Raw genomic sequence first — 21,133 nt, 5'->3', positions numbered from 1 at the left:
GACGAAGCAGGGTGGGGCAATCTCATGAGAACGACCACACGCAGGGGACTCGTCGTCGCCTGCGCAGCAGCTCTAGCGCTCGCGTTGGCACCGTCGGCGCAGGCAGATCCGGTGGGTGACCTCGTCGCCCCTCCCGCGAATCCCGACGCCTATCTACCCACTCCGTTGGGGGATCCCTGGTTCACCCCTCCGGCGGGTTTCGAGAGCAGCCAACCCGGCACCGTCTTGAACACGAGAAGCGTTGCGGTACAACCCGGCACCACGTCGACACAGTTGCTGTTCCGTTCGACGGATTCGAAGAACAATCCCATCGCCGCCGCGACGACGATCCTGGTTCCCGACGCGCCGTGGACCGGCGGCGGCCCCAGACCCGTCGTCGCCTACAACGAGGCGACGGATTCGTTGGGCAACGCGTGTGCGCCGTCCTCGACGCTGCCGCGCGGAACCAACAAGGAACTCGACCGGATGCAGGAGTTGCTGGGGCGCGGGTATGCCGTCGTCGTCACCGACTATCAAGGTCCTCGCCAGGCGTACTCCGCCGGGCTGGTCTCCGGCCACACCGTGCTCGACGGGCTGCGAGCGTCCCGGACAGTCGGCATCGCACCGGACGCCCCCGTCGCGATCACCGGATACTCGGGTGGTGCGATCGCGTCGGGATGGGCGGCGCAGTTGGCGCCGTCGTATGCGCCGGAGTTGAACATCGTCGGAGTCGCGTTCGGCGGGCCTCCCACCGATTACAAGATCCTGCAGCGTTCGCTCAACGGCGGCATCGGCTCCGGGCTGTTCACCGCCGCGACCATCGGTCTGAGCCGGGAGTACCCGGAGATGCGTTCGCTGGCCAACGACAGCGGTAAGCGGCTCGCTCTGGTCCAGAAGGATCAGTGTGTGGACGTCCTGTCCTACAGCGGACTCGCACTGTTCGACCAGCAGAACCTGTCCAACGTGCCCGACGTGTTCAACCACCCGATCACGCGCACGGTGGTCGAGGAGAACCGAATGGGTCAGATCAAGCCCGAGGCACCGATCTACATCTACCAGGGCCTGCAGGACTTCCTGATCCCGAAGGAAGGCGCCGAGGCCGTGCAGGATCAGTGGTGTGCGGCGGGTGCGTCGGTCCATCTGGAAGAGATTCCAGGTGACCACACGGTGGCCGAGGGCGGCGGTAGACCCGGCGCGTTCGAGTGGCTTTCTCAGCGCCTGGCGGGCGTTCCCACCGGAGGATGCGAGAGAGTGGTCCGGTAACTGTTGACCCTCACGCCACGGGAGGCTGCACAGTGTCTTCTGTGAGCGATTCCGAAACGATGTTGGTGGGCGAAGTGGCCCGCCTCGTCGGAATCAGCGTGCGGACATTGCACCACTACGACGAGATTTCGCTGGTGGTGCCGTCCGGACGCACGGCGAAGGGCTACCGCAGCTATTCGGCAGAAGACGTCGAACGGTTGCATCAGGTGTTGACCTACCGCGAACTCGGTTTCGCGCTGGACGACATCGCTACCCTTCTGGACGACCCGTCGGTCGACGCGATGGCGCATCTGCAGCGTCAGCGGGAGCTACTCGACGCACGGATCGATCGCTTGCATCAAATGGCTGCGGCCGTGGACAAGATGATGGAGGCAAAGAAGATGGGAATTCAGTTGAGTCCCGAAGAGCAACGCGAAGTGTTCGGGGAGAACTGGACCGGCGAACAGTACGCCGACGAGGCAGAACAACGTTGGGGCCAGACCGACGAGTGGAAGCAGTCCCAGGCGCGCACGGCGTCGTTCACGAAGGACGACTGGAAGCGCATCAAGTCCGAAACCGATGCGCTGGAAGCAGATTTCGCTGCGGCGTTGGCCTCGGGAGTAGCTACCGACTCACCACAGGCGGCTGCTTTGGCCGAACGCCATCGCGCGAGCATCGAGCACTTCTACGACTGCGGATACGACATGCACGTCTGCCTCGGCGAGATGTACATCGCCGACGAGCGCTTCACCAAGCACTACGACGACATCACGCCCGGGCTCGCGCAGTACATTCGCGACGCCATCGTCGCGAATGCTGCTGGCAAGTAGGCAATTTACCCCCCAGTTGTGCGTTCTCGAGCCTCGGAAACGCACAATCGGGGGGTAGATCGCCGGTCATTGCCACGGAATCCTGTAGGGCTCTTCGTCGTCCGGTGGTGGAGTCTGCTTGGCCGGGAACCAGATCAGCGCTGGGTCTCGTTTCAGCTCGCCGACTTCGGGCGGTACAGGCCTGGACATGGTTTCGATCTCGTGCCATGAGCACTCTCGTGCCATGAGCACTCTCCAGCCGCTACGCGCCCGGCGTACGCCCGCAGTTCGGGTGACGCACTCGCCAGCGACGCGATGGCGAACATCAGAGCACCGTCGACGTTTCGCGGTTCGTCGATGGACGAGAGCGGGGTCCGTTCGACCTCGGCCCGCGTCTGTGCCATACGGTCGAAGGCATCGGTCATCTTCTGTACCGCGCGGCGCAGGATCGGGTCGTCCGGTGCGGTCATGCGTCTTCCCAAGGTTGTCTACCTGTTCCAACCGAGAAAGACTCCTTCGGAACGTTGTAGACGGGCTCGGCGGACGCGGTGTCGTACACGTCCTTCACCAGTCGAGCGTTGTGGATTCCCTTGGTGATCGGTTCGAGTTTCTGCTGGAACTGCTCGTTCAAGTAACCGCTGGGACTGGCAACGAGCGAAAGGAATTCGTTGAATGCGTCGGTGACCATCCGAATGTCATCGAGCAGCTTCTTGGCGAGGGTGTATCCCGAATACAAGATGTCGGCGATCTTGTATATCTGGTAAAGGCTCCCCAGCGGGGATACCTTTTTCGACAAGAACTCGGCAACCTTGGCGGGGCTGGACACATCGACTTGTGCTTCGAGACGTTCTCTCATCGTAGTCACGAGTGTGAACACCGACTTGCGAATTTCGTCGGCGGCTCTGTCCGCGACAGCTTCGATGACGCGACCGCACGAACCCTCCCAGCGCATCGCTGCGATCTGCCGTGCGGCGTAGTCTTTGTACGCGACGGCAGCCAACCCGTCCCAGAACTCGTCGACGCGTGAAGTCCCTTCGGCGAGAGAATCACCGCCGGCGGACATCGCCTCCCCCGCAATCCGGTATGCCGCACCGAGACGTCTCAGATCGTTCCAGTTTCCGCCTATCGGATCGATGAGTTCGCGAAGCGGACTGTGCCCGATCAGCTCCTCGATCGCGTAATCGAGGTCCCCCAGCCACCCTGCTGCATCGGCGATGACGTCGGCTACGTCGTCGGGGAAGTGTGCGGGAGCCGGATAATCCATACCCTCCGGAGACCCGTAATGTGCACAGTCGCTGTAAGGTTCAACATTTTCCCGCGCCGGTCGATCCGCGTCACCTGGGTCCGGGTACGGCACCGGTACCAGGTCCGTGTGCGCGTTGAGCGCCTCGTAGTTCTTCTTTTCCTGATCCGCGTAAAGCCAGGCCGCGGTATTGAGCTCGTCACCCAATCCGGCGCAGTTCGTTGCCAAATGGACATGCCGATCGCGCCACACATCGCGGAGAGCATCGAACGTGACGGCCAACGAACCGAACAATTCCCCGTTGTCGACCCCTGTCAATTGTCCGTGGTCATTGAAATACCGATAGGACGTCAGCGTCTGCTGTCCAATCTCGGCCGTAAGCCGGCCGAGCCCGGCGACTTCGTCGGGAAAGGCTTTGAATCTCTCGTTCATGCGACTTCACCTGACTTACTTCGTTCGACGAAGACTGGAAACGATGTCCTCGATAGTTGCGGAGGACAGATCACTGGTGTCGTGTTTTTCGCTGAGCACCATGAACACAGCGACCGTTGCGTTCGAATATCCCTGTGTGGCAACTACATCGAAGGAAGCTTGCTCCGGATCGCAATCGAAGTCCCGGTTGAGATTCGATGCACTCACCGAGTACCTGACTGCCGTAGCGCCGTCGATCTCGAACTGGGTCGGATCCGAGTACTGGAGAATCACCGAATCGCTGGGATCGTCTCGGAAGATCAGTTCTGCTGACCGGCTGAGCTCGAAGGCCGCCGTCTGTACGTCGAGGCCGTTCCGACCGGTAATGCCGGTATGTGCCTTGGTGGCGCCATCGCGGAATTCGGGACAGTAGTCGTACCCGAAGTCGGCTACGTCTCCGAACCTGACCGACCCTCGATCGCCTTCCCAACCCACTACACCCCCGCGATGGAACCTCCAATCCCCCGGCACCGTGTAGCTGAGTCCGTATTTGGTGTCGATGGGAATGGGATCGCCCTCGGGCACCTCGATTTCCGGCGGCGCGAATTCCATCGACGGGAAGCCCGGTGGCAGGGTTGCGGTAGGTGCCGGTGCTGCCGTCGACGAAGGACGGGAGGTAGGCGGTGCCGCGACGCCTTCGAACCTGCCCGGTGCCTGCGGCCCCAATTTGGGCAACAGTGCGACAGCGGCATACAGCAACGCCAGAACCAACGCCGTGCGCAGCAGCTGCTTCTTCAACCCCATGTTCACTCCCCCCGAAGTCGGCACACGCTAACACGCCGGAGCGACAACCCTTGGGTGGATACTCGTGGACATGAACCTGACGATTCGCTCGGCCGTTCTGTCCGCCGCTGTCGGTAAGGCAAGTGGGTTTCGCAGTTCCGTGGGAATCAGCGTCGGGCTGCTGACCTGGTTCCGAGGGTCGAAGTACGAGCGTTGGGCGATCGGTGGATCAGCCGTGGCCACGGCGGGAGAGCTCGTCGGGGACAAGTTGCCGTCGACGCCGTCACGTCTCGATCCGGCTCCCCTGGGTGGCCGTATCGCGGCCGGCGCCGGGGCGGCCTACGCGATTGCCCGACGCTCGGGCGACGATCCGATCCCGGCGGCCGTAGTCGGGGGCCTGTCGGCCGTCGCCGGTTCCTACGCCGGCCACGCATACCGCGGATGGGCGTCGAAGCGGGTCCCGCCGGTCGCCGCCGCGCTGGTGGAGGACGTCGTCGCGCTGTCGATCGGTGCAGTCGTTCTGAAGGAAATCGGAGCGTAAGGTCCGTGAGGTGAAACCGAACTTCTGGCAGTACCTGGGCTACCAGTTCGGCCGAGTGCTGCCGCCGTCGATGCAGGATTGGGTGCGCGAGGATCTGGTCGGTCACGGTGCCCAGGCTCGCTACCTGATCCGCTTCACGCTGCCGGTGATCCCATTCCTGTGCCTGTTCCTGTTGGTTCCCGGACCGTTGTGGATCGGGTTGGCGATGATGGCGCTGCTGTTCATTCCGCTGGTCTACTTCGCGATCGCGCTCATGAACGTGTATCGACGCCACCGCCTCCTGGTGCACGATTTGGATCCGCAGCTGCTGGGTGCCAGCACCCAGGCGAAGTTGGATCGCACCCGGGACGACTACGAGAGGCGTCACGGAAGGCTGGACTAGGCAGGAGTGGAGCCCGCAGGAACGACTCCAGTGAGCAGGAGTGGAGCCCGCAGGAACGACTCCAGTGAGCAGGAGTGGAGCCCGCAGGAACGACCCACTTATGCTGTCCGGTATGACTTCCGTCGAATTCAAGGCAACTGCTGACCTGGCCGACGAGATCGGGCCTGAAATCCGCAGCTGCGATACACAATTCATTCAGTTCGGCAAGAACACCGAGTTCGCCGGACCGATCACGACGATAAAGTGCTTCCAGGACAACCTGCTCGTCAAGCAGACTCTCGGTGAGCCGGGTAACGGTGGAGTCCTGGTGGTGGATGGCGATGCGAGCATTCACACCGCGCTCGTCGGCGACATCATCGCAGGCAAGGGAGTCTCCAACGGCTGGGCCGGGGTCATCGTCAACGGTGCCATCCGGGACTCGGCGATTCTGCGGACTCTCGACATCGGCGTGAAGGCACTCGGCACCAATCCCCGCAAGAGCACCCAGACGGGCTCCGGGGAGAAGAACGTTCCGGTCGAAATCGGCGGTGTGACGTTCAATCCGGGCGAGATCGTCTACAGCGACTCCGACGGCGTGGTCGTCGTATAACTCGCCGAAAATCCACCCACCTGTTGTGCGTCCGCTAGCCCTCGGAACGCACAACAGGTGGGTGTATTTCGCTTCGGATCAGCGACGCACCCGCGGAACCCCGCGCCATTCGTCGAACAGGAACAGAGCGAGCGCGACGACGAGCATTCCCGACGCGATCCAGGCCGCGCCGACACCCAGGCCCCGTACGGCGAAGGCGCCGAGTACGGCACCGGCGAGGAATCCTGCGATGACCGATCCGAAGTTGACGGCCCGCAGTCCGGCGGCAGCGTCACCGTCGGACAGTCGGTGGTAGATCGCCTGCGAGAAACTGCGAAGGTTGCCGGTGGTCATCGTCGTGCTGAAGGCCTGGTCGACGAGCACCCTGAAGGTCGTCACCTGCAGAGCGGCGACGAATGAGATGGATACCGTGACAACGGCATTCGGCACTGATTCCGGGACGAAGCCCACGGCGAACAGCACCAGGATCTCGATGACGAGGACGGCGCGGATCGGCCGACGAACGATCCGGCTCACGGCGGGGCTGGACAGGGATTCGGCGACGAAGACCCCGACGACGAATGCCACCAACGGCGGGAGGTATCCCGCCGCGGACCGCCAATGGCCCCCTGCGGCATCGATACCGAAGAGGACCACGTTGGCGGTCTGGGCGTTCGCGAACACTCCGTCGCGCGTCATGAAGGTGTAGACGTCGACGAAACCGCCGACCGCAGCCAGAAGGACGCCGAGTCGGACGGACTCCGAGGTCACGACCGGCTGTCGATTCTGTTCCGGCACGGCCGGATGCTACCTCGCTTCGTGAGTGGAAATGTAGGCTCTGGCCTACATTTCCACTCACATAGGCTATTTGACGAAGTTCAGCAGCGCTTCGTTCACTTCCTGGTAGTGCGTCCACAGAAGTCCGTGGGGGGCACCTTCGACCTCGACGTACTCGGCCTCGGGGAATGCCTTGGCGAATTCGCGTCCCGTCGAGTCGATGGGGAGGATGTTGTCCTTGGTGCCGTGCAGGATCAGGGTCGGCTTGCCGGACTCGCGCACCTTCTGCACGTCGCCACGGAAGTCTTCGAGCCACGTCGGGACCACAGCGTAGGCGGCTACCGGTGCGCTTCCTGCCGCGGTGGCGAAGTTGGCGCGCACGGTTGCTTCGCTGATGCGGCTGCCCAGGTTCTCGTCGAGGTTGTAGAAGTCCTTGTAGAAGTTGTCGAACCACGCGAAGCGGTCTTCGCGAGCGGCTGCGTCGATTCCGTCGAAGACCGACTGCGGGACGCCTGCCGGGTTGTCGTCGGTCTGCAGCAGGAACGGTTCGAGCGATGCCAGGAACGCGAATTTTGCGACGCGATCCGTGCCGTACTTGGCGGCGTAGCGTGCCAGTTCCCCGGTGCCCATCGAGAAGCCGACGAGGATGACGTCGGTCAAGTCGAGTTCGGTGAGGACCGCGTTCAGGTCGGCGGCGAAGGTGTCGTAGTCGTAGCCGGTCACGGGCTTGCTGGACTTTCCGAATCCGCGACGGTCGTACGTGATGACCCGGTAGCCGGCTTTCAGGAGCTCACGGCTCTGGCGCTCCCAGGAGTTGCCGTCGAGCGGGTAGCCGTGAATGAGCACCACTGCCTGCCCGCTGCCGTGATCCTCGTAGTAGACGTCCACAGGTGTGCTGTTTTCCGTGCCCACATTGACGAAAGCCATGTTGTTGCCTTTCCCTCGGGATCTTCCGAGCGGAGAACGGACGTTCTCCCGCCATGGACTACGGTAGAGAACGATGGTTCTCTGCGCAAGGAGGTGGTGGCAGTGGAAACGAGCGACGCACGATCGGCCGTCTTGGTAGCCGCTGACGAGCTCTTCTACACACGTGGCGTCCAAGCAGTGGGTATGGACGAACTGCGCACCGCCGCCGGAATCTCGCTCAAACGCATGTACTCCCTGTTCCCGTCCAAGTCGGACATCGTGGCCGCGGTACTTGCCGGCCGCACCGCGGTGTGGAACGAGCGCATCCTGATGGAGGCCTCCAAGCACGACTCGCCGCGAGACAAGGTCCTCTCCATCTTCGACTTCCTGGACGCCTGGTTTCGTGAAGACAACTTCCGCGGATGCGCTTTCATCAACTCGTTCGGCGAGCTCGGTGCAACCATGCCGGCCGTCGCCGACGCCGCACACCGGCACAAACGCGAATTCGTCGAGTACGTGACCGATCTGGCCGTCGAGGCAGGATGCCCGCAGGATCTCGGCCTTCAGATCGCATTACTTGCCGAGGGCGCGCAAACCACCGCAGCCATCTCGGAATCGCCCGAGTCCGCCACTGCGGCAAAGCAAGCCGCGACGGTCCTGCTCGACGCGGCGAGCCGATGAGCGCGGCCGGCCGATGAGACTGAAAGCGTGCATCAACGGCCCTCGAACACCGGCCGAGCACAACGCAATTCCGATCACCCCGGACCAGATCAGGACAGAATCCCTCGGCGCAGTGAACGCAGGCGCCGAGGCAATTCACCTACATCCGAAGACTCCGGACGGCACCGATTCGCTTGCCGCAGAACACGTGGCCTCCGCAGTTCGCGCTGCACGCGAAGCCGGAGTTCCGGTCGGTGTCACTACCGGAGCGTGGAGCACACCCGACGCCGCATCCCGGCTGGCCGCAGTCGAATCTTGGACCACCCTGCCCGATTTCGCGTCGGTCAACTGGCACGAGGAGGGCGCGGCGGATCTGGCAAGACTGCTGATGCGCCGAGGTGTCGGCGTCGAGGCGGGCCTGTGGACCGCCGCAGCCGCACGCGCATGGCTGGCCTCCGGCCTCACCGGAGACTGCATACGGGCCTTGCTGGAAGTCCAGCCGGGAGATACCCCGGACGTCGCCGACGAGCTCGTCGCACTCACCGAATCGAGTGGGGTACCGCTGCTGCTGCACGGTCAGGACGACACGTGTTGGGCCACTCTACGATCGGCAGTTGCACGCGGATTGGCCACACGCATCGGCCTGGAAGACACCCTGACCATGCCCGACGGCTCTCCTGCCACCGGAAACTCCGACCTGGTGACCTCTGCGCTCGCATTTTTCCGTGTCTGACGAAGTCCGCCGGTAATGTCCGAAGTGTGAACCTTCGCTCGGCAGTACTCCCGCTTGCAGCTGCCCTTGTGCTTGTCTCGTGTTCTGCTGAGCAGAGCTCGCCTGCACCCACCGATCCAGGAACCATTCGCACTGCCGACGCCCAGGCCGTCGTCGACCAGTTGGTGAGCGCGGGAGCGCCGGCCGCCGTCATCGCCCTTCGGGACGGCGACAGTGAATGGGAAGGCGCGGCGGGCGTCGTCGAACGCGGGTCCGACGAGGCCGCGTCGGCCGAGGATCCTCTGAGAATTGCCAGTATCACCAAATCCATGGTGGCGGCCGTTGTTCTGCAGTTGGTCGACGAGGGGAAATTGACCCTGGAGACAACCGTCGACGACGTGCTTCCCGGTCTTCTGCCCAAGCCGGTGACCGTCCGTCAGCTGCTCGATCACACCAGCGGTTTGCCGAACTATCTCGAGACTCTCGTGCCGTCCGACGCAGCGGGGCTCGTCGAGGCCGCCGACGACACCTATTCCGACGACGAACTGATCGCGCTCGCGCTGGCACAGCCGTGGCCCGCGGCTCCTGGTGCCCAGTTCTCCTACTCCAACACCAACTACGTCGTGCTCGGCCAGATCGTTGCTCAGCTCGACGGCAGGAGCATCGCAGATTCGTTGGACGAGCGGGTGTTCGAACCACTACAGATGACGTCGACGTCCTATCCGAGCGTCGCCGCCATTCCGGAGGACGGCCTGCACGGGTACATCCTCGAAGGTGACACTCTCATCGACATCAGCGATGTCGATCCGTCGATCTGGTCGGCAAGCGCGGCCGTCGTCTCCACCGTCGGCGACGTCAACACGTTCTTTCGCGCTCTGTTCGACGAGACCCTGCTACCGCGAACGCTCGTCGACCAGATGCAGCAGGTGACCCCGTCGGGGTACGGCCTGGGTTTGCTCGTCGGCGGTGACGCGTGCAATCCGGGGGCGGCCGAGGTGGTGTTCGGTCAGCGCGGCAACGGTTTCGGGTACCGCACACTGTCGTTCTCCAGTCCCGACGGCGGCAGGCAGGTCACTCTCGGATGGACGGCGTCGGCCATCGACCCGGCGACGGATCCATTGGAGCAACCCGCCCTGAACGGTCTCGTGGCCGGCCTCACCGCCACCTGCCCGGCGTGAACGTCAGAGAACGGTGACCCAGCCGTGCGCCTGGTCTCCGGTCAACGCGTCCTGATGGCGCTTGCGCAGCGTCGACGAGACAGGGCCGAGCACGGGCGCGGATCCGACGGCTCGGCCGTCGATCTGGAAGACGGGCGCCACTCCTGCTGACGTGCCGCACACGAACACCTCGTCGGCGATGTACAGCTCGGTGAGGTCGACGACGCGTTCCTGCACTTCGAGTCCTTCCTCGCGGGCCAGCGTGAGGATGGTCCGGCGGTTGATGCCGTCGAGGATGTCGCTCGTGACATCGGGAGTGATCAGGGAACCGTTTCTGACCAGAAAGATGTTCGCGGCGCTGAGCTCGCAGACGTGGCCGTTGAGATCGAGGAAGATGCAGTCGTCGAAGCCGCTGTCGATGGCGTCCTGCTTGGCGAGCACGGAGTTGACGTACGCGCCGTTGACCTTTGCTCTCGACGGGATGGCATTGTCCGGGATTCGGCGCCACACACTGGTTTTCAGGCGCATCCCGTCTTGCGGGACGATGGGCACCGCGTCGTACAGGAAGATGGACACCGTGGTGCTCAAACCACGGACTCGTGTGCCCGGAATGGACTCGTCCACATGGACGGTCGCTCTGACGTACACCTCGCGCTGAGGGTCGTTGGCCTGGACGACCTCGCGCACGACCTGGGTGAATCGTTCGTACGTCCACTGCTGCGCGAACGTGTCGATCCCGATTATCCTGCAGGACTCCAGAAGTCTCTGGAAGTGATCCTGAAGTCTGAACGCCGTGCGCGTCTCCGCCGATACGTGCACCGGGAACACCGTGTACACGCTGAGCCCGTACAGGACTGCGGAAGTGGCGACCCCCAGCTTCGCGTCATGGGCTTCGACGATGCCGTTTCCGAAGAACACTTTGCCGTGAGGAGTAGCCATGCGGGGGATGCTATCGGCTGCCGCAGCACCGGCGACACCGATTATCCGGCGTAGGGTCTGTAGTCATGGTTCCTACCAGAACACTGTGGAAGAACGGCCCCACCGTCGGCGCAATCGGCCTCGGCTGCATGGGCATGACCTGGGCATACAAAGCTGACGAGCACTCCGAGAGTCCCGACCGCATCATCGGCCACGCTCTCGATCTCGGGGTGAACTTCATCGACACCGCCGACGTCTACGGACCGTTCACCAACGAGGAAGTGGTGGGCGCAGCCATCGGTTCCCGGCGCGGCGAGGTCACCTTGGCAACCAAGGGCGGGCTCGAATCACACGTCGGCGACGCTGGGGAACCGGTCATTTCGGGCCCCAACGGTCACCCGGACCACCTACGTTCGGCCATCGACGACTCGCTCAGGCGACTCGGAACGGACTACGTGGACCTCTATTACCTGCATCGCCCCGATCCGAAGGTCCCCGTCGAGGACAGCATCGGCGCGATGGCGGAGATGGTGCAGGCCGGTAAGGTGCGCGCACTGGGCGTTTCGGAGTTCACCGTCGATCAGCTGGACCGTGCACAGTCGGTACATCCCATTTCAGCCGTGCAGTCGGAACTGTCGTTGTGGACGCGGGATCATCTCGCGACGTCTCTGGCGTGGACCGAACGCAACGGCGCCGCCTTCGTACCGTTCTCACCTCTCGGTCGCGGTTTTCTCACCGGCAACTTTCGTGGATCAGCGCCTGCCGCGGACGACTTCCGCGCGCAATTGCCCAGGTTCAAGCAGGAGAACCTGGATGCGAACATGGCCATCGTCGACGCCGTCGCCTCCGTCGGTCACGAGGCGGGAGCCACCCCTGCGCAGGTTGCCCTGGCGTGGGTGCTGGCACAGGGTGAGCACGTCGTCCCCATTCCCGGTACGCGGCGCTCGTCACGACTGGACGAGAACGCAGGCGCCGCGTCGGTACGCCTGACCCCCGCTCAGCTGCAGACTCTCGACGACCTCCCGGACCCGGCGGGGGCGCGTTACTGATCGCTCCGGGTGTCGAACACGCCTTCCTTCTCCCGAACTTGTCGGACTCCGGTGATACCAATGGAGCTACAGGCCAAGACGTGCAAGAGAAGGGAGTGTCGATGCGAACCGTCGAAGATCGTTGTGAAGGAACGCTCGTCATCCACGCAGTCGGCGACGCCGAATGCACGGAGCCGGACTGCGTGGATATGGAGTACGTCCGTCATTTCCTCGTGCTGGACTGCGAGGAGATCACCGGCGGATGCCAGTGCGTCGGCGTGATCGAACTGGCCGAGGCGTCGTAGGCGAACTCCGCCCCACTGGGGTAGAGCTGAGCAGCCGTGCAGAAGAACTGGTCCTCACTCCCAGACGATTCGTTCAGCCAATTCGAGCAGTTTTCGACGGCGGGTCGGGCTGGTCTCCCCTATCCGTGCGATCCGTCCGTACAGGTGCGCTCGGAAATCGGTGAGCGCGGACAGGTTCTGTTGGTCCGGGCCGGTGACGGCGCAGTTGTGCAGGATTGCGCGCAGTGCGTCGTACTCCTTTCGCGGCACCGACGGCCAGTCGTTCACCACCAGGCCGGTGAGCTGCTGGCGCTTGTGTGCACGACGCACGCGGGTCTTGTACGGATGGACCGCGAGGCCTTCGTCGGCGATGATCGTGCTCGCGCTCCAGATGATCTTGTCCGCGTCGATGTCGCCGGAGAATGCCAGGTCGTCGGCGTACCGTGTGTACCTCGCGCCCAGGGACTTCGCCAGCGCGGTCAGCCGAATGTCGAGCCGCCGCGAGACGAGGTTGGCAAGCGCAGGGGACGTGGGAGCGCCTTGCGGTAGATGGCGAGTGCGCAACAACGACGCAGTGGCGTAGGGAAATCCGTTCAGCTGTTCTGCGGGCGTAGTCGTCGTACAGAGGTAGGCAAGGTTCCACGCAACAGATTTCGGATAGCCGAGCGCATCGAACACCGCGACGACACGCTCGATTCCGATCGAGGGAAAGTAATCCTTCAGATCCACCGAGACCACGACGGTGTGCCCCGCATGCGGAATCCCGAACGTGCGTGGGCTTCGGCCCTTGACGAATCCGTGCGCAGCACTGTGAGCAGGAACGTTGTCGAGTATGCGCCGCAGTATCTTTCGCTGGATTTCCCGCAACCGCGGTTTGGGTATCTCGAGAATTCGGAATCCGACTCGCTTGGGTACGGGCGTGACGCGGTAATGCCGAAGCGGCGTCGCGGCCGTCCGGAGCCGGGACTGTGCGTCGGTGAACCACTCGATTTCGCTGATCGTCAGATCGAGCGATTCCGCCAGGTCTCCGGTACTCGCGTACCGAGGGACGTCGAACAACCACGGCTTGAAACCACCTGTGCGACGCGATGGTTCGACGGATGCAGGCTCGGGTAGCAGTGGGAGCCCGGTGATGAGTCCGCGGAGCGATTCCGGGTCGTACGGCGCGACCGGCGACAGGTCGATCAGACGATCCGCCAGACGCGGCGCCTTCTCACCCAGAATCGGCAGGAACGCCTCTTCCAGGCCACCACGCGTCCACGGAGCATCCGCAGCGAGCGACGCGAGCCACGCCGCCATCTGCGGGCTGAACTGACGGCTCATCGAGGCACCCGTTGCAGGTGCAGCGGCGCCGGACGACCTGAATCTTGTGTACTCGGCGCCGTCAAGCACGCGGAGCGTGCGGACCGGCGTCGGACGCAGTGACCAGTTCTTCTGTCTCGCCCAGGGGTTACCCCTGAGATCGGCCCAGCGGACCGACTCTCGCCCGTGCACCGCTGCATGTCCACCACTGTGCCAGATGAAAACCGTCGTCCGTGATTACTCGCTCTGATCTACACGTGCTCGGACACCAGGACTGCTGAGGTGTCGGCGTTCAGTGCTTCGAAGATGTGGGGCGCGTCGCCGGGGTAGCTGATGTAGTCACCCGGGTGGAGCTCGACGGGCTCGTCGGTGGGCCCCACGAGTGCTCGGCCGGCGGACAGGATCACGTGTTCGACGACGCCGGGTGAGTGCGGGTCGGACCTCCGAGGCTCGCCGATCTGAGCGCTGACGAGATAGATGTCGCGGCGTGCGTTCGGTGGGCAGGAGGCGAGCAGCGTCGCTACGTAGTCGGCTGTGTCGGAGGAGAACTTCGGCCCCTCTCCTGCTCGGATCAGCTGCACGCGTGGTTTCACCGGCTCGACCAACCGAGCGAACGGGACGTTCAGTGCCACGCTCAGCGCCCACAGTGTTTCGACGCTGGGGTTACCTGTTCCTGATTCGAGCTGGGACAGGGTCGACTTGGCTACTCCTGCGCGTCGGGCGAGCTCGGCCAGCGACAGTCCCATCCTGTTTCGTTCGCGGTGCAGGGACGCGGCGATGGCGGCGATCGGAGCGGACATGGTTGTTCATTCTATCGGTACGAGCGTCCATCTTGACGAACACAGCACGTAGGGTTCATTATTCTGTCCATGCGTTCGATCTGGCGAACCCGCCGCGACATCGGTCTCGTCTGCCTCGCCGACGGCCTCGTCGGTGCGTCGTTCGGCGCCATCGCCGTCGGCGCAGGCCTTCCGATGTGGGTTCCTATAGCGATGTCGGTGCTGGTCTTCGCGGGTGCGGCTCAGTTCATCGTCGTCGGAGTGCTCGCAGCAGGCGGAAATCCGCTCGCCGCGATGGCCGGCGCACTACTGGTGAACACGCGTCTCATTCCACTCGGATACTCCGTCGGAGATTCGTTCGGCGGAGTGTCCTGGACTCGCAAAATTCTGGGTGCTCACCTCGTGACGGATGAAAGCGTGGCGTTTGCAACCGCCGAACCCGATCCCCAGCGTCGACGATCCACGTTCTGGCTGTGTAGCGTCGGCCTGTTCGTCGCGTGGAACATCGGGGTGCTGGGCGGGGCATTTCTCGGCGGGAGGATCACCGATACCGCTGCCCTCGGACTGGACGCCGCATTTCCGGCGGTGCTCATCGCGCTCGTTGCTCCCGCGCTCCGCGATCCGTTGACGAGAAACACCGCTCTGCTCGGCGCGGTGATCGCCGTAGCTGCGGCGTTGATTCTGCCGCCGGGCCTGCCGGTGTTGCTTGCCCTGGCAGCGGTGGTGCCCGCGTTCGTGGCAACGAAAGCAACGGCATGAACTACGTGCTTCCCATGGTCGGGCTCGCGGCGGGAACCCTGGCGTTTCGGCTCGTCGGACCGTACCTTCGCAGCCGAACGACTATCTCGCCCCGCGTCGAGCGACTGGTGTCCGTCGCTGTGGCCGTCATCTTCGTGGCGTTGATCGCGACGTCCGCACTGATCGTGGACTACAGGTTCGCCGGGTTCGCCTGCCCGGCCGGTGTGCTCGTCGCCGCCGTCCTTGCCTGGCGCAAAGCACCGTTCGTGACGATCGTCGTGGCAGCCGCCGCTACAACTGCGGCGCTCCGATGGTTCGGAGTTGCGTGATAATGGGCGCCATGAATCCCACCCCCACCGGCCTCCTACGCGCCACCGCATCGGGCGTCGACGTGGAGATCACCCGCGAGATCACGTCAAGCCGCGACGACGTGTGGAACAGCGCCACCGATCCCGATCGGACCGCCCTGTGGTTCGGACCGTGGGAGCGGCTCGCGGACAATCGAATTCGTGTCCAGATGGTATTCGAAGACGGCGAGCCGTGGATGGAGATGAACATCGACGCCTGCGAGCCACCGCGGCGACTTGCGATCTCCACCACCGACGGATGGGCGCTCGAACTCGTGCTGACCGGGGATGGTCCGGTCACCACCGTCACCCTGATTCACCATCGCGAGAGCACCGACGGAGTCGGTGAGATCGGACCCGGTTGGGAGTACTACCTCGACATGCTGATCGCATCACGGACAGGCGCCGAGCAGCCGACATTCGAGGAGTACTACCCCGCCCAGAAGGAGTACTACGAGTCGCTCACGCCTCGGTAGCGGCGCGAGGCAGCGATGATTCTGGCGATGCCGTCAGCGACGCGCGCGATCTCGTCGGCGCCGACCTCCTTGCCGACGGAGTCCGCCCAGGCATGCTGATCGTCTCGCAACGTGGCCACCGTCTCGCGCCCACGCTCGGTCGGCTGCAGCAGCTTCGCCCGTCGATGTCGGGGATTGTCGACGTATTCCGCCCACCCCTTGTCGACGAGGATGTCGGCGGTGCGTTGCACACTCTGACGTGCCAACCCCAGGCCGACGCGACGTGCGATCTCGGCCACGGCGAGCGGTTCGTCGAGGGTCGCACCCAGCACCTGCCACCAGGCAGGCGTCAAACCTGCGGGTGCTGTGATGTCCTGTGCGGCAGCGAGGAATTCACCGTTCAGCTCGAAGGCGGGAAGCACGATGGACGTCAACGCATCACCGGCGGGAGTTCTGGTCATGCCCCGGCCAACTGCTCGTAGTACCTCTTCTCGCCGGTCGTGTAGAGCCCGTACCAGGCGTCGACGATGCTCTGCGGGAACAGTTCCAGCGCCTCGAACACAGCCTTGGCGAACTCGAGCGGCGACGTACCCGGAGCAGTGATGAGAGTGCCGTCGGCGACGGTGCGCTCGTCCCGGTACCGATCGGTGCCGGTGTACTGCTCTGCCGCCGTGAGGAATTCCGGAGCATTGCTGGTGTGCGGCCGTGAGTTCAACACGCCGAATCGAGCGAGCCCCAGCGTCGCACCGCAGATGCCGCCGACGGTGACGCCGCGATCCAGCAAGTCCACAGCCAAGCCCAGGACCTTGTCGTGCCCTTCCCCCCACGTTGCACCGCCGGGCAGAATCAACGCCGCGACGTCCGCCGTGTCGAGGTCGGCGAGGTCGCCGTCGGGCAGGATCTTGATTCCGCCGAGGCTGGTGACCTGTCCGCCGCCGTCGGACAGGACCAACAGGCGGTAGCGCTCGTCGCCTTGCTCGTTGGCCATGGCAATGCCGGCGACCAGATACGAGTACTCCCAGTCCGCCATCGTGTCGGTCGCGTAGAGAACGATGTTCTTCGCCATGACTACCTCCGTGATTGACAGTGTCCTGTCAATCTACGATTACGACAGCACACTGTCAATGCCGGCCACGCGACGCCGAATCCGGGTACACGCAACTACACACGGGCATACTGGAAACATGGTCGTCCGCGCTCGCTGGCCCAAGAGCCTCCCGCTGCAGCCGCTCCCTTCCGAATCGTGGGCAAAACAAGAGCCCACGTGGAAGGGCGCCAATCCCCAAGTCATCGAATCGGCGTTGAAGCGAGCCAAGACCCGACCGTCGGGCAACTGGTTCGTCTTCGCCGCGAGCCGCGACGTCGGGACCAAGGAACCGTTCGGCAGGACTGTCGGCGGAATGGAGCTGGTGGCCTGGCGCGACGAGAACCGCGGCATTCACATCGCACCCGGATCCTGCCCGCACCTCGGTGCGCCGCTCGACAAGGCGAAGATAGAGTGCGACACCCTTATCTGCCTCTGGCACGGCATGCCACTCGGACCGAAGGGACGCCCCGGCTGGCGACCCTTCCCGGCCTTCGACGACGGGATCCTCGTCTGGGTTCGCCTCGACGACCTCGGTGGTGAAGAGCCCACGGATGCGCCCCTCGTACCCGTCCGGCCGCCCGCCGCCACGAGCGTCGACGCCGTGATCACCCTGACCGGCATCTGCGAGCCCGACGACGTCGTCGCCAACCGACTCGACCCGTGGCACGGTGCGTGGTTCCACCCGTACTCGTTCGCCCGGCTTCGCGTACTCGACGCCCCCACCGACATCGACGTCCCCGACGAGGACGACCGCTTCCTCGTCGACGTCACCTTCCGCGTCAGCCGCGGCGTCGGCGTCCCGGTGACAGCAGAATTCGTCTGCCCGGGCCCACGCACCATCGTCATGCGCATCGTCGACGGAGAAGGTGCGGGCAGCGTCGTCGAAACCCACGCGACGCCCCTGGGCCCCGGTCCCGACGGCAAGCCTCGAACCGCCGTCATCGAAGCCACCGTCGCCAGTTCCGACCGCAAGGGCTTCCGGATTGCCCGACGCGTGGCGCCGTTGTTGCGTCCGCCGATGGGCTGGACAGCCGCCAGGCTGTGGAAAGACGACCTCGACTACGCGGAGCGTCGCTACATGCTCCGGTCGAAGGGGCTCTGACGGAAGACTGAACTACGACGAGGTCGGCGCCACGCGTTCTGGGATCTTGCCCGACGGCTATCACCACGTCCGTCGACGTGAACTGATCGGCTCGGGACGCACTGCCTTCGACGCTGCAGCTGAAACGCTGATGACCTGGAAGATGCACCGGCGGTCGTTGCCTCGGGTGCGGCCGTCTCGTGGCCGGGTGGAAGTCGGCTCGACGGTGTCACTCGTGGCGGGGTTTCGCTGCGAGGTGGTGTATCTCATCCAGGAGCCCGGCCGCATCGGCTTCGCCTACGGAACCTTGGGCGGCCACCCCGAATGCGGCGAAGAGTCTTTCCTGGTCGAGTTCGACGCCGGTGATGTCTACTTCGTGATCACAGCCTTCTCCCGACCCGGGACCTGGTACGCGCGGCTGGCAGGTCCGGTGGGCCGTTGGGCGCAGCAGCGGATCACCGATCGTTACGTCGCGGCGCTTCGCAGTTGAGCTGCCGCTCAGACGACGCGCGCGATTTTGTCGAAGACTCGGTATCGCCCGCGGGTCGGGACGGTCCAGATGTCGTGCCCGGCGAGGCCCCAGCTCTGCAGCAGGGTGTTGGCGGCGTGCAGACCGGTGGTTGCGGCGCGTTCCATGAGGGCGACCGGCAGGTCGATGCGGATGCCGTCGCCGGCCAGCACGAGTCCAGGTTCGGGCGTGCGCACCGTCGGCCTCCTGGCGAAATCACCCAGGCCGAACAACGGACAGTCGTTGCGCCATTCCGATCGAGCCGCGATCACGGTGGCATCGCGGGTCTCCGGATAGATCTCGTGCATGCGCGCCATCAACTGTTCGCGGGTGACGTCCTCGGATTCGGTTGCTGCGTAGGCGTGCAACTCCACGACGGATCCGCCGGTGCGGGAGGCCCACTCCGCTGCTTCGTCCTCGAATCGTTCGAGGACGCTGATGTTGTCGATGGGCGGCATTCCACCGGTACCGATGAACGGTGGACGGTCTGCGGCGACCGGCTTGTCGAGCCAGACTCGGTGTACGAGGAAGGGCGGAGTGTTCTGCAACGCTGCGACATCCGCGCGCCACTCGTCGGTGCCGAGTGAGCCGACGAGACTCTGCAGCCCCTTGATGTCCGCAGCCAGGACGACACCGTCGAACTTCTCGCCGTCGACGGAGAATCCGCGTTCGATCGACGACACCGAGGTTCCCATCCGGAAACCGACTCCGAGCCCACGCAGATACTCGCCCAACGGTTCCCACAGAGTCTGCGGGTACGGGCCCGTAGGCACGTCGAACACTAGCCCCTCGGACGAGCCGAGGAAGTACAGGTGGAACATCATCGCCAGCTCGGCGGCCGACATCTCCTCGGGATCGGCGAAGAAACTGCGCGAGAACACTCCGAAGGCCAGGTGCCGTGCAGCCTCGGGGAAGTTGATGCGTCGCAGGAATTCTGCTGCCGGGACCTCGTCGAGCTGCTCGTACGTCTCGGGAACGCTGACTGTCATGAGCGGCAGCGCGGCAATACCGTTCAGCGCCTTGAGGTCCCGCCACCGGAACGTCGGGCTCTTCCCGACGAAGGCGACGGCGTTCAACCCCGGCGTCGACGGTAGGCCTTTGAATCCGTCGATTCGGCCGTCCGCGTCGATCAGCGGGTAGTCCTCGACAGCGTGCAGACGCTGCAGACCCGGATCGGTGCGCTTCAACACATTGCGGAGGTTGTAGTACTGCCGGAAGAACGCGTGGAAGCCTCTGCTCATGGTGGCCGTCGAACCGTCGTCCAACGTGGTGGACCATCCGCCGACGCGGCCGCCGAGGAAGTTCTCCTTCTCGAAGACCTCCACGGACACACCACGTTCCGCCAGAGCAGCTGCCGCCGACAGTCCGGCGATACCGCCGCCCACCACCGCGACGCGCGGAACCGACGCCAACGACGACGCCGACGCGTACCCCGCCGCCGCTGGATGCAGAACGCTCTTCTTGTCAATCACGTGGCCGCGCCCCCAGGAAAGTGTGCACGATGCCGTTCTGCCACCCCGTCATCGTTTCGGTGTCGAGCGAGGTGAACCCTGCGTGCTGCATGCGTCGAGCGAATTCCGAGACACCGTCGAAACTGGTGACACTGCGCCACAGATGGCGGTAGAGCGTGAAGTCGCGGGTCGCGGCGTACCCGAGCGGGATGATGATCGCCCAGCAGACCAGCGTCCAGACGATCTTCGCGCGCAGCGACTCCTTGACCGAGTACTCGTGGAACGCAATGGACGATCCAGGCTTCAGCAGGGAGAGCAGTGACCCGAGAACGGCGTCCGGATCACCCACGTTCCGAACCAGATACGCCGCCAGAATCCCGTCGAACGGCCCTTCGACGCCGTGAGAGGCAAGGTCCTCGACCCGCGAATGAACGAATGTGACGTTCGATGGCCACTGCTTGCTCCGCGCCACCTCGAGCATCTCCGACGACGCATCGGCCGCGATGATCTCCGCATGAGGCGCGGCCTTCAGCAGCGCAGCTGTGGAAGCACCGGTGCCGCAGCCTATGTCGAGCAGACGCAGGCCGGCGCCGAGCCCGGGAAGCCGAAGCCGCTCGGCCGACTTCGCGAGATGCGCGTGGTAACCGGGGTTGGCTCCGACGAGCCGGTCGTACGATTTCGCGTCCTGATCGAACGCACTGGGCACCTGGTCACGGGGCAGACCCCGTCGGCCTACGCTCACCAGCCACCACCGTTGACGACCCGAGCAGACGGGCCTCCCTCGATCGAGACGATGTCGCCCTGATGCAGCTGCCGGCCGCGCCGAAGATCCACCTCACCGTTGACGCTGACCACCCCGTCGGCGATGAAGCTCTTCGCCTCGGCGCCGGATTCGATCAGGTTCGCGAGCTTCAGAAATTGTCCGAGCCGAATCGACTCGTCTCTGATCGGTACGTCCACTGCATCAGCCATGCCCCCATCTTGA

28 protein-coding genes are annotated in these 21,133 nt (G+C 64.3%); 15 read left to right on the top strand and 13 right to left on the bottom strand.

The window, feature by feature from the left end; translation table 11 throughout:
* Nucleotides 1-24 precede the first annotated feature (24 nt).
* Nucleotides 25-1,242, top strand: a complete 1,218-nt coding sequence (locus tag CH293_RS10960; protein ID WP_094720197.1) for a lipase family protein — start codon at nucleotides 25-27, stop codon at nucleotides 1,240-1,242.
* Nucleotides 1,243-1,301: 59 nt separating this feature from the next.
* Nucleotides 1,302-2,051 carry a MerR family transcriptional regulator gene (locus CH293_RS10955; RefSeq protein ID WP_094720196.1) on the top strand — a complete coding sequence of 250 codons (750 nt, stop codon included), beginning with the start codon at nucleotides 1,302-1,304 and terminating at the stop codon, nucleotides 2,049-2,051.
* A 152-nt stretch (nucleotides 2,052-2,203) separates the two neighbouring features.
* On the opposite strand, the gene CH293_RS10950 is transcribed toward CH293_RS10955, so the two are convergent.
* From CH293_RS10950 to CH293_RS28565, 3 genes are read right to left on the bottom strand one after another with little or no spacing between them, the layout of a single operon-like run.
* Entirely contained in the window at nucleotides 2,204-2,500 is a 297-nt protein-coding gene (locus CH293_RS10950) for a DUF2019 domain-containing protein (RefSeq protein ID WP_255122801.1), read from the bottom strand.
* Nucleotides 2,497-3,705, bottom strand: a complete 1,209-nt coding sequence (locus tag CH293_RS10945; RefSeq protein WP_094720195.1) for a hypothetical protein — start codon at nucleotides 3,703-3,705, stop codon at nucleotides 2,497-2,499. Before CH293_RS10945 ends, CH293_RS10950 begins: the two co-directional genes overlap by 4 nt.
* 15 nt (nucleotides 3,706-3,720) lie before the next feature.
* Nucleotides 3,721-4,488: a hypothetical protein gene (locus tag CH293_RS28565; RefSeq protein ID WP_255122799.1), complete on the bottom strand. Its 768-nt coding sequence runs from the start codon at nucleotides 4,486-4,488 to the stop codon at nucleotides 3,721-3,723.
* 70 nt (nucleotides 4,489-4,558) lie between these two features.
* Between CH293_RS28565 and CH293_RS10930 the strand changes: the two genes are divergently transcribed.
* The 3 genes from CH293_RS10930 (at nucleotide 4,559) to rraA (ending at nucleotide 5,979) form a co-directional block, all read left to right on the top strand.
* The gene (locus CH293_RS10930) at nucleotides 4,559-5,008 is read left to right on the top strand and encodes a hypothetical protein (protein WP_241483790.1); all 450 of its coding nucleotides are present in this window, start codon (nucleotides 4,559-4,561) and stop codon (nucleotides 5,006-5,008) included.
* A 10-nt stretch (nucleotides 5,009-5,018) separates the two neighbouring features.
* Nucleotides 5,019-5,390 carry a DUF5313 family protein gene (locus CH293_RS10925; protein WP_033189378.1) on the top strand — a complete coding sequence of 124 codons (372 nt, stop codon included), beginning with the start codon at nucleotides 5,019-5,021 and terminating at the stop codon, nucleotides 5,388-5,390.
* A gap of 112 nt (nucleotides 5,391-5,502) precedes the next feature.
* The gene (gene rraA, locus CH293_RS10920; protein ID WP_255122798.1) at nucleotides 5,503-5,979 is read left to right on the top strand and encodes a ribonuclease E activity regulator RraA; all 477 of its coding nucleotides are present in this window, start codon (nucleotides 5,503-5,505) and stop codon (nucleotides 5,977-5,979) included.
* Nucleotides 5,980-6,057: 78 nt separating this feature from the next.
* Here rraA and CH293_RS10915 read toward each other — a convergent pair whose 3' ends face one another.
* Nucleotides 6,058-6,756, bottom strand: a complete 699-nt coding sequence (locus tag CH293_RS10915; protein WP_094653359.1) for a YoaK family protein — start codon at nucleotides 6,754-6,756, stop codon at nucleotides 6,058-6,060.
* A 66-nt stretch (nucleotides 6,757-6,822) separates the two neighbouring features.
* Entirely contained in the window at nucleotides 6,823-7,662 is an 840-nt protein-coding gene (locus CH293_RS10910) for an alpha/beta fold hydrolase (protein WP_176459973.1), read from the bottom strand.
* A gap of 93 nt (nucleotides 7,663-7,755) precedes the next feature.
* On the opposite strand from CH293_RS10910, the gene CH293_RS10905 reads away from it, so the two are divergent.
* Genes CH293_RS10905 through CH293_RS10895 form a run of 3 tightly spaced genes read left to right on the top strand, consistent with a single transcriptional unit; the run spans nucleotide 7,756 to nucleotide 10,191 of the window.
* Nucleotides 7,756-8,322, top strand: coding sequence for a TetR/AcrR family transcriptional regulator (locus tag CH293_RS10905; RefSeq protein WP_037104809.1), 567 nt, complete (start codon nucleotides 7,756-7,758; stop codon nucleotides 8,320-8,322).
* A gap of 13 nt (nucleotides 8,323-8,335) precedes the next feature.
* The gene (locus tag CH293_RS10900) at nucleotides 8,336-9,034 is read left to right on the top strand and encodes a 3-keto-5-aminohexanoate cleavage protein (protein ID WP_094720191.1); all 699 of its coding nucleotides are present in this window, start codon (nucleotides 8,336-8,338) and stop codon (nucleotides 9,032-9,034) included.
* Between the two features lie 26 nt (nucleotides 9,035-9,060).
* Nucleotides 9,061-10,191 (top strand): serine hydrolase, encoded by a 1,131-nt coding sequence (locus CH293_RS10895; protein WP_241483604.1) that lies wholly within the window; start codon nucleotides 9,061-9,063, stop codon nucleotides 10,189-10,191.
* 3 nt (nucleotides 10,192-10,194) lie between these two features.
* On the opposite strand, the gene CH293_RS10890 is transcribed toward CH293_RS10895, so the two are convergent.
* Entirely contained in the window at nucleotides 10,195-11,109 is a 915-nt protein-coding gene (locus CH293_RS10890; RefSeq protein ID WP_176459972.1) for an aminotransferase class IV, read from the bottom strand.
* A 65-nt stretch (nucleotides 11,110-11,174) separates the two neighbouring features.
* Here CH293_RS10890 and CH293_RS10885 point away from each other — a divergent pair, with 65 nt between their 5' ends.
* Both CH293_RS10885 and CH293_RS10880 read left to right on the top strand, forming a co-directional pair.
* Nucleotides 11,175-12,137 (top strand): aldo/keto reductase, encoded by a 963-nt coding sequence (locus tag CH293_RS10885; protein WP_094720190.1) that lies wholly within the window; start codon nucleotides 11,175-11,177, stop codon nucleotides 12,135-12,137.
* Between the two features lie 101 nt (nucleotides 12,138-12,238).
* Nucleotides 12,239-12,421, top strand: coding sequence for a hypothetical protein (locus tag CH293_RS10880; protein ID WP_051104983.1), 183 nt, complete (start codon nucleotides 12,239-12,241; stop codon nucleotides 12,419-12,421).
* Nucleotides 12,422-12,475: 54 nt separating this feature from the next.
* On the opposite strand, the gene CH293_RS10875 is transcribed toward CH293_RS10880, so the two are convergent.
* Nucleotides 12,476-13,723, bottom strand: a complete 1,248-nt coding sequence (locus CH293_RS10875) for a reverse transcriptase family protein (RefSeq protein ID WP_255122797.1) — start codon at nucleotides 13,721-13,723, stop codon at nucleotides 12,476-12,478.
* Nucleotides 13,724-13,953: 230 nt separating this feature from the next.
* Nucleotides 13,954-14,502, bottom strand: coding sequence for a helix-turn-helix domain-containing protein (locus CH293_RS10870; protein ID WP_094720189.1), 549 nt, complete (start codon nucleotides 14,500-14,502; stop codon nucleotides 13,954-13,956).
* Nucleotides 14,503-14,571: 69 nt separating this feature from the next.
* Here CH293_RS10870 and CH293_RS10865 point away from each other — a divergent pair, with 69 nt between their 5' ends.
* The 3 genes from CH293_RS10865 to CH293_RS10855 are packed head-to-tail and all read left to right on the top strand — an operon-like array spanning nucleotide 14,572 to nucleotide 16,042.
* Entirely contained in the window at nucleotides 14,572-15,240 is a 669-nt protein-coding gene (locus CH293_RS10865) for an AzlC family ABC transporter permease (RefSeq protein WP_094720188.1), read from the top strand.
* Complete coding sequence (locus CH293_RS10860) at nucleotides 15,237-15,548, top strand: AzlD domain-containing protein (RefSeq protein ID WP_094720187.1); 312 nt, start codon at nucleotides 15,237-15,239, stop codon at nucleotides 15,546-15,548. The genes CH293_RS10865 and CH293_RS10860 overlap by 4 nt, the downstream gene beginning before the upstream one ends.
* 11 nt (nucleotides 15,549-15,559) lie before the next feature.
* Complete coding sequence (locus tag CH293_RS10855; RefSeq protein WP_369597561.1) at nucleotides 15,560-16,042, top strand: SRPBCC domain-containing protein; 483 nt, start codon at nucleotides 15,560-15,562, stop codon at nucleotides 16,040-16,042.
* Here the strand turns inward: CH293_RS10855 and CH293_RS10850 are convergent.
* Entirely contained in the window at nucleotides 16,018-16,482 is a 465-nt protein-coding gene (locus CH293_RS10850; protein WP_094720185.1) for a MarR family winged helix-turn-helix transcriptional regulator, read from the bottom strand. The genes CH293_RS10855 and CH293_RS10850 overlap by 25 nt on opposite strands.
* On the bottom strand, nucleotides 16,479-17,087 hold the full coding sequence (locus tag CH293_RS10845) for a DJ-1/PfpI family protein (RefSeq protein ID WP_094720184.1): 609 nt from the start codon (nucleotides 17,085-17,087) through the stop codon (nucleotides 16,479-16,481). The genes CH293_RS10850 and CH293_RS10845 overlap by 4 nt, the downstream gene beginning before the upstream one ends.
* Before the next feature lie 118 nt (nucleotides 17,088-17,205).
* Between CH293_RS10845 and CH293_RS10840 the strand changes: the two genes are divergently transcribed.
* A complete protein-coding gene (locus tag CH293_RS10840) occupies nucleotides 17,206-18,210 on the top strand; it encodes a DUF5914 domain-containing protein (protein WP_037104786.1) in 1,005 nt (334 codons plus the stop codon).
* A gap of 7 nt (nucleotides 18,211-18,217) precedes the next feature.
* Nucleotides 18,218-18,679 (top strand): DUF1990 family protein, encoded by a 462-nt coding sequence (locus CH293_RS10835; protein ID WP_094720255.1) that lies wholly within the window; start codon nucleotides 18,218-18,220, stop codon nucleotides 18,677-18,679.
* Between the two features lie 8 nt (nucleotides 18,680-18,687).
* Here CH293_RS10835 and CH293_RS10830 read toward each other — a convergent pair whose 3' ends face one another.
* Genes CH293_RS10830 through CH293_RS10820 form a run of 3 tightly spaced genes read right to left on the bottom strand, consistent with a single transcriptional unit; the run spans nucleotide 18,688 to nucleotide 21,120 of the window.
* The gene (locus tag CH293_RS10830; RefSeq protein ID WP_094720183.1) at nucleotides 18,688-20,169 is read right to left on the bottom strand and encodes an FAD-dependent oxidoreductase; all 1,482 of its coding nucleotides are present in this window, start codon (nucleotides 20,167-20,169) and stop codon (nucleotides 18,688-18,690) included.
* On the bottom strand, nucleotides 20,162-20,890 hold the full coding sequence (locus CH293_RS10825; protein ID WP_019667018.1) for a class I SAM-dependent methyltransferase: 729 nt from the start codon (nucleotides 20,888-20,890) through the stop codon (nucleotides 20,162-20,164). Before CH293_RS10825 ends, CH293_RS10830 begins: the two co-directional genes overlap by 8 nt.
* Nucleotides 20,887-21,120: an RNA-binding S4 domain-containing protein gene (locus CH293_RS10820; protein ID WP_019667017.1), complete on the bottom strand. Its 234-nt coding sequence runs from the start codon at nucleotides 21,118-21,120 to the stop codon at nucleotides 20,887-20,889. The genes CH293_RS10825 and CH293_RS10820 overlap by 4 nt, the downstream gene beginning before the upstream one ends.
* Between the last annotated feature and the right edge of the window lie 13 nt (nucleotides 21,121-21,133).

This window comes from Rhodococcus sp. 14-2470-1b (assembly GCF_002259415.1).
Classification (GTDB): domain Bacteria; phylum Actinomycetota; class Actinomycetes; order Mycobacteriales; family Mycobacteriaceae; genus Rhodococcoides.
The sequence above is the reverse complement of the archived record's forward strand: the minus strand, read 5'-3'. Positions and strand labels throughout refer to the sequence as shown.

Coding starts and splice junctions, on each gene's coding strand:
- CH293_RS10960 (WP_094720197.1), top strand. CDS start 25: ATGAGAACGACCACACGCAGGGGACTCGTCGTCGCCTGCGCAGCAGCT.
- CH293_RS10955 (WP_094720196.1), top strand. CDS start 1,302: ATGTTGGTGGGCGAAGTGGCCCGCCTCGTCGGAATCAGCGTGCGGACA.
- CH293_RS10950 (WP_255122801.1), bottom strand. CDS start 2,500: ATGACCGCACCGGACGACCCGATCCTGCGCCGCGCGGTACAGAAGATG.
- CH293_RS10945 (WP_094720195.1), bottom strand. CDS start 3,705: ATGAACGAGAGATTCAAAGCCTTTCCCGACGAAGTCGCCGGGCTCGGC.
- CH293_RS28565 (WP_255122799.1), bottom strand. CDS start 4,488: ATGGGGTTGAAGAAGCAGCTGCTGCGCACGGCGTTGGTTCTGGCGTTG.
- CH293_RS10930 (WP_241483790.1), top strand. CDS start 4,559: ATGAACCTGACGATTCGCTCGGCCGTTCTGTCCGCCGCTGTCGGTAAG.
- rraA (WP_255122798.1), top strand. CDS start 5,503: ATGACTTCCGTCGAATTCAAGGCAACTGCTGACCTGGCCGACGAGATC.
- CH293_RS10910 (WP_176459973.1), bottom strand. CDS start 7,662: ATGGCTTTCGTCAATGTGGGCACGGAAAACAGCACACCTGTGGACGTC.
- CH293_RS10900 (WP_094720191.1), top strand. CDS start 8,336: ATGAGACTGAAAGCGTGCATCAACGGCCCTCGAACACCGGCCGAGCAC.
- CH293_RS10890 (WP_176459972.1), bottom strand. CDS start 11,109: ATGGCTACTCCTCACGGCAAAGTGTTCTTCGGAAACGGCATCGTCGAA.
- CH293_RS10885 (WP_094720190.1), top strand. CDS start 11,175: ATGGTTCCTACCAGAACACTGTGGAAGAACGGCCCCACCGTCGGCGCA.
- CH293_RS10880 (WP_051104983.1), top strand. CDS start 12,239: ATGCGAACCGTCGAAGATCGTTGTGAAGGAACGCTCGTCATCCACGCA.
- CH293_RS10875 (WP_255122797.1), bottom strand. CDS start 13,723: ATGAGCCGTCAGTTCAGCCCGCAGATGGCGGCGTGGCTCGCGTCGCTC.
- CH293_RS10870 (WP_094720189.1), bottom strand. CDS start 14,502: ATGTCCGCTCCGATCGCCGCCATCGCCGCGTCCCTGCACCGCGAACGA.
- CH293_RS10865 (WP_094720188.1), top strand. CDS start 14,572: ATGCGTTCGATCTGGCGAACCCGCCGCGACATCGGTCTCGTCTGCCTC.
- CH293_RS10860 (WP_094720187.1), top strand. CDS start 15,237: ATGAACTACGTGCTTCCCATGGTCGGGCTCGCGGCGGGAACCCTGGCG.
- CH293_RS10855 (WP_369597561.1), top strand. CDS start 15,560: ATGAATCCCACCCCCACCGGCCTCCTACGCGCCACCGCATCGGGCGTC.
- CH293_RS10850 (WP_094720185.1), bottom strand. CDS start 16,482: ATGACCAGAACTCCCGCCGGTGATGCGTTGACGTCCATCGTGCTTCCC.
- CH293_RS10845 (WP_094720184.1), bottom strand. CDS start 17,087: ATGGCGAAGAACATCGTTCTCTACGCGACCGACACGATGGCGGACTGG.
- CH293_RS10840 (WP_037104786.1), top strand. CDS start 17,206: ATGGTCGTCCGCGCTCGCTGGCCCAAGAGCCTCCCGCTGCAGCCGCTC.
- CH293_RS10820 (WP_019667017.1), bottom strand. CDS start 21,120: ATGGCTGATGCAGTGGACGTACCGATCAGAGACGAGTCGATTCGGCTC.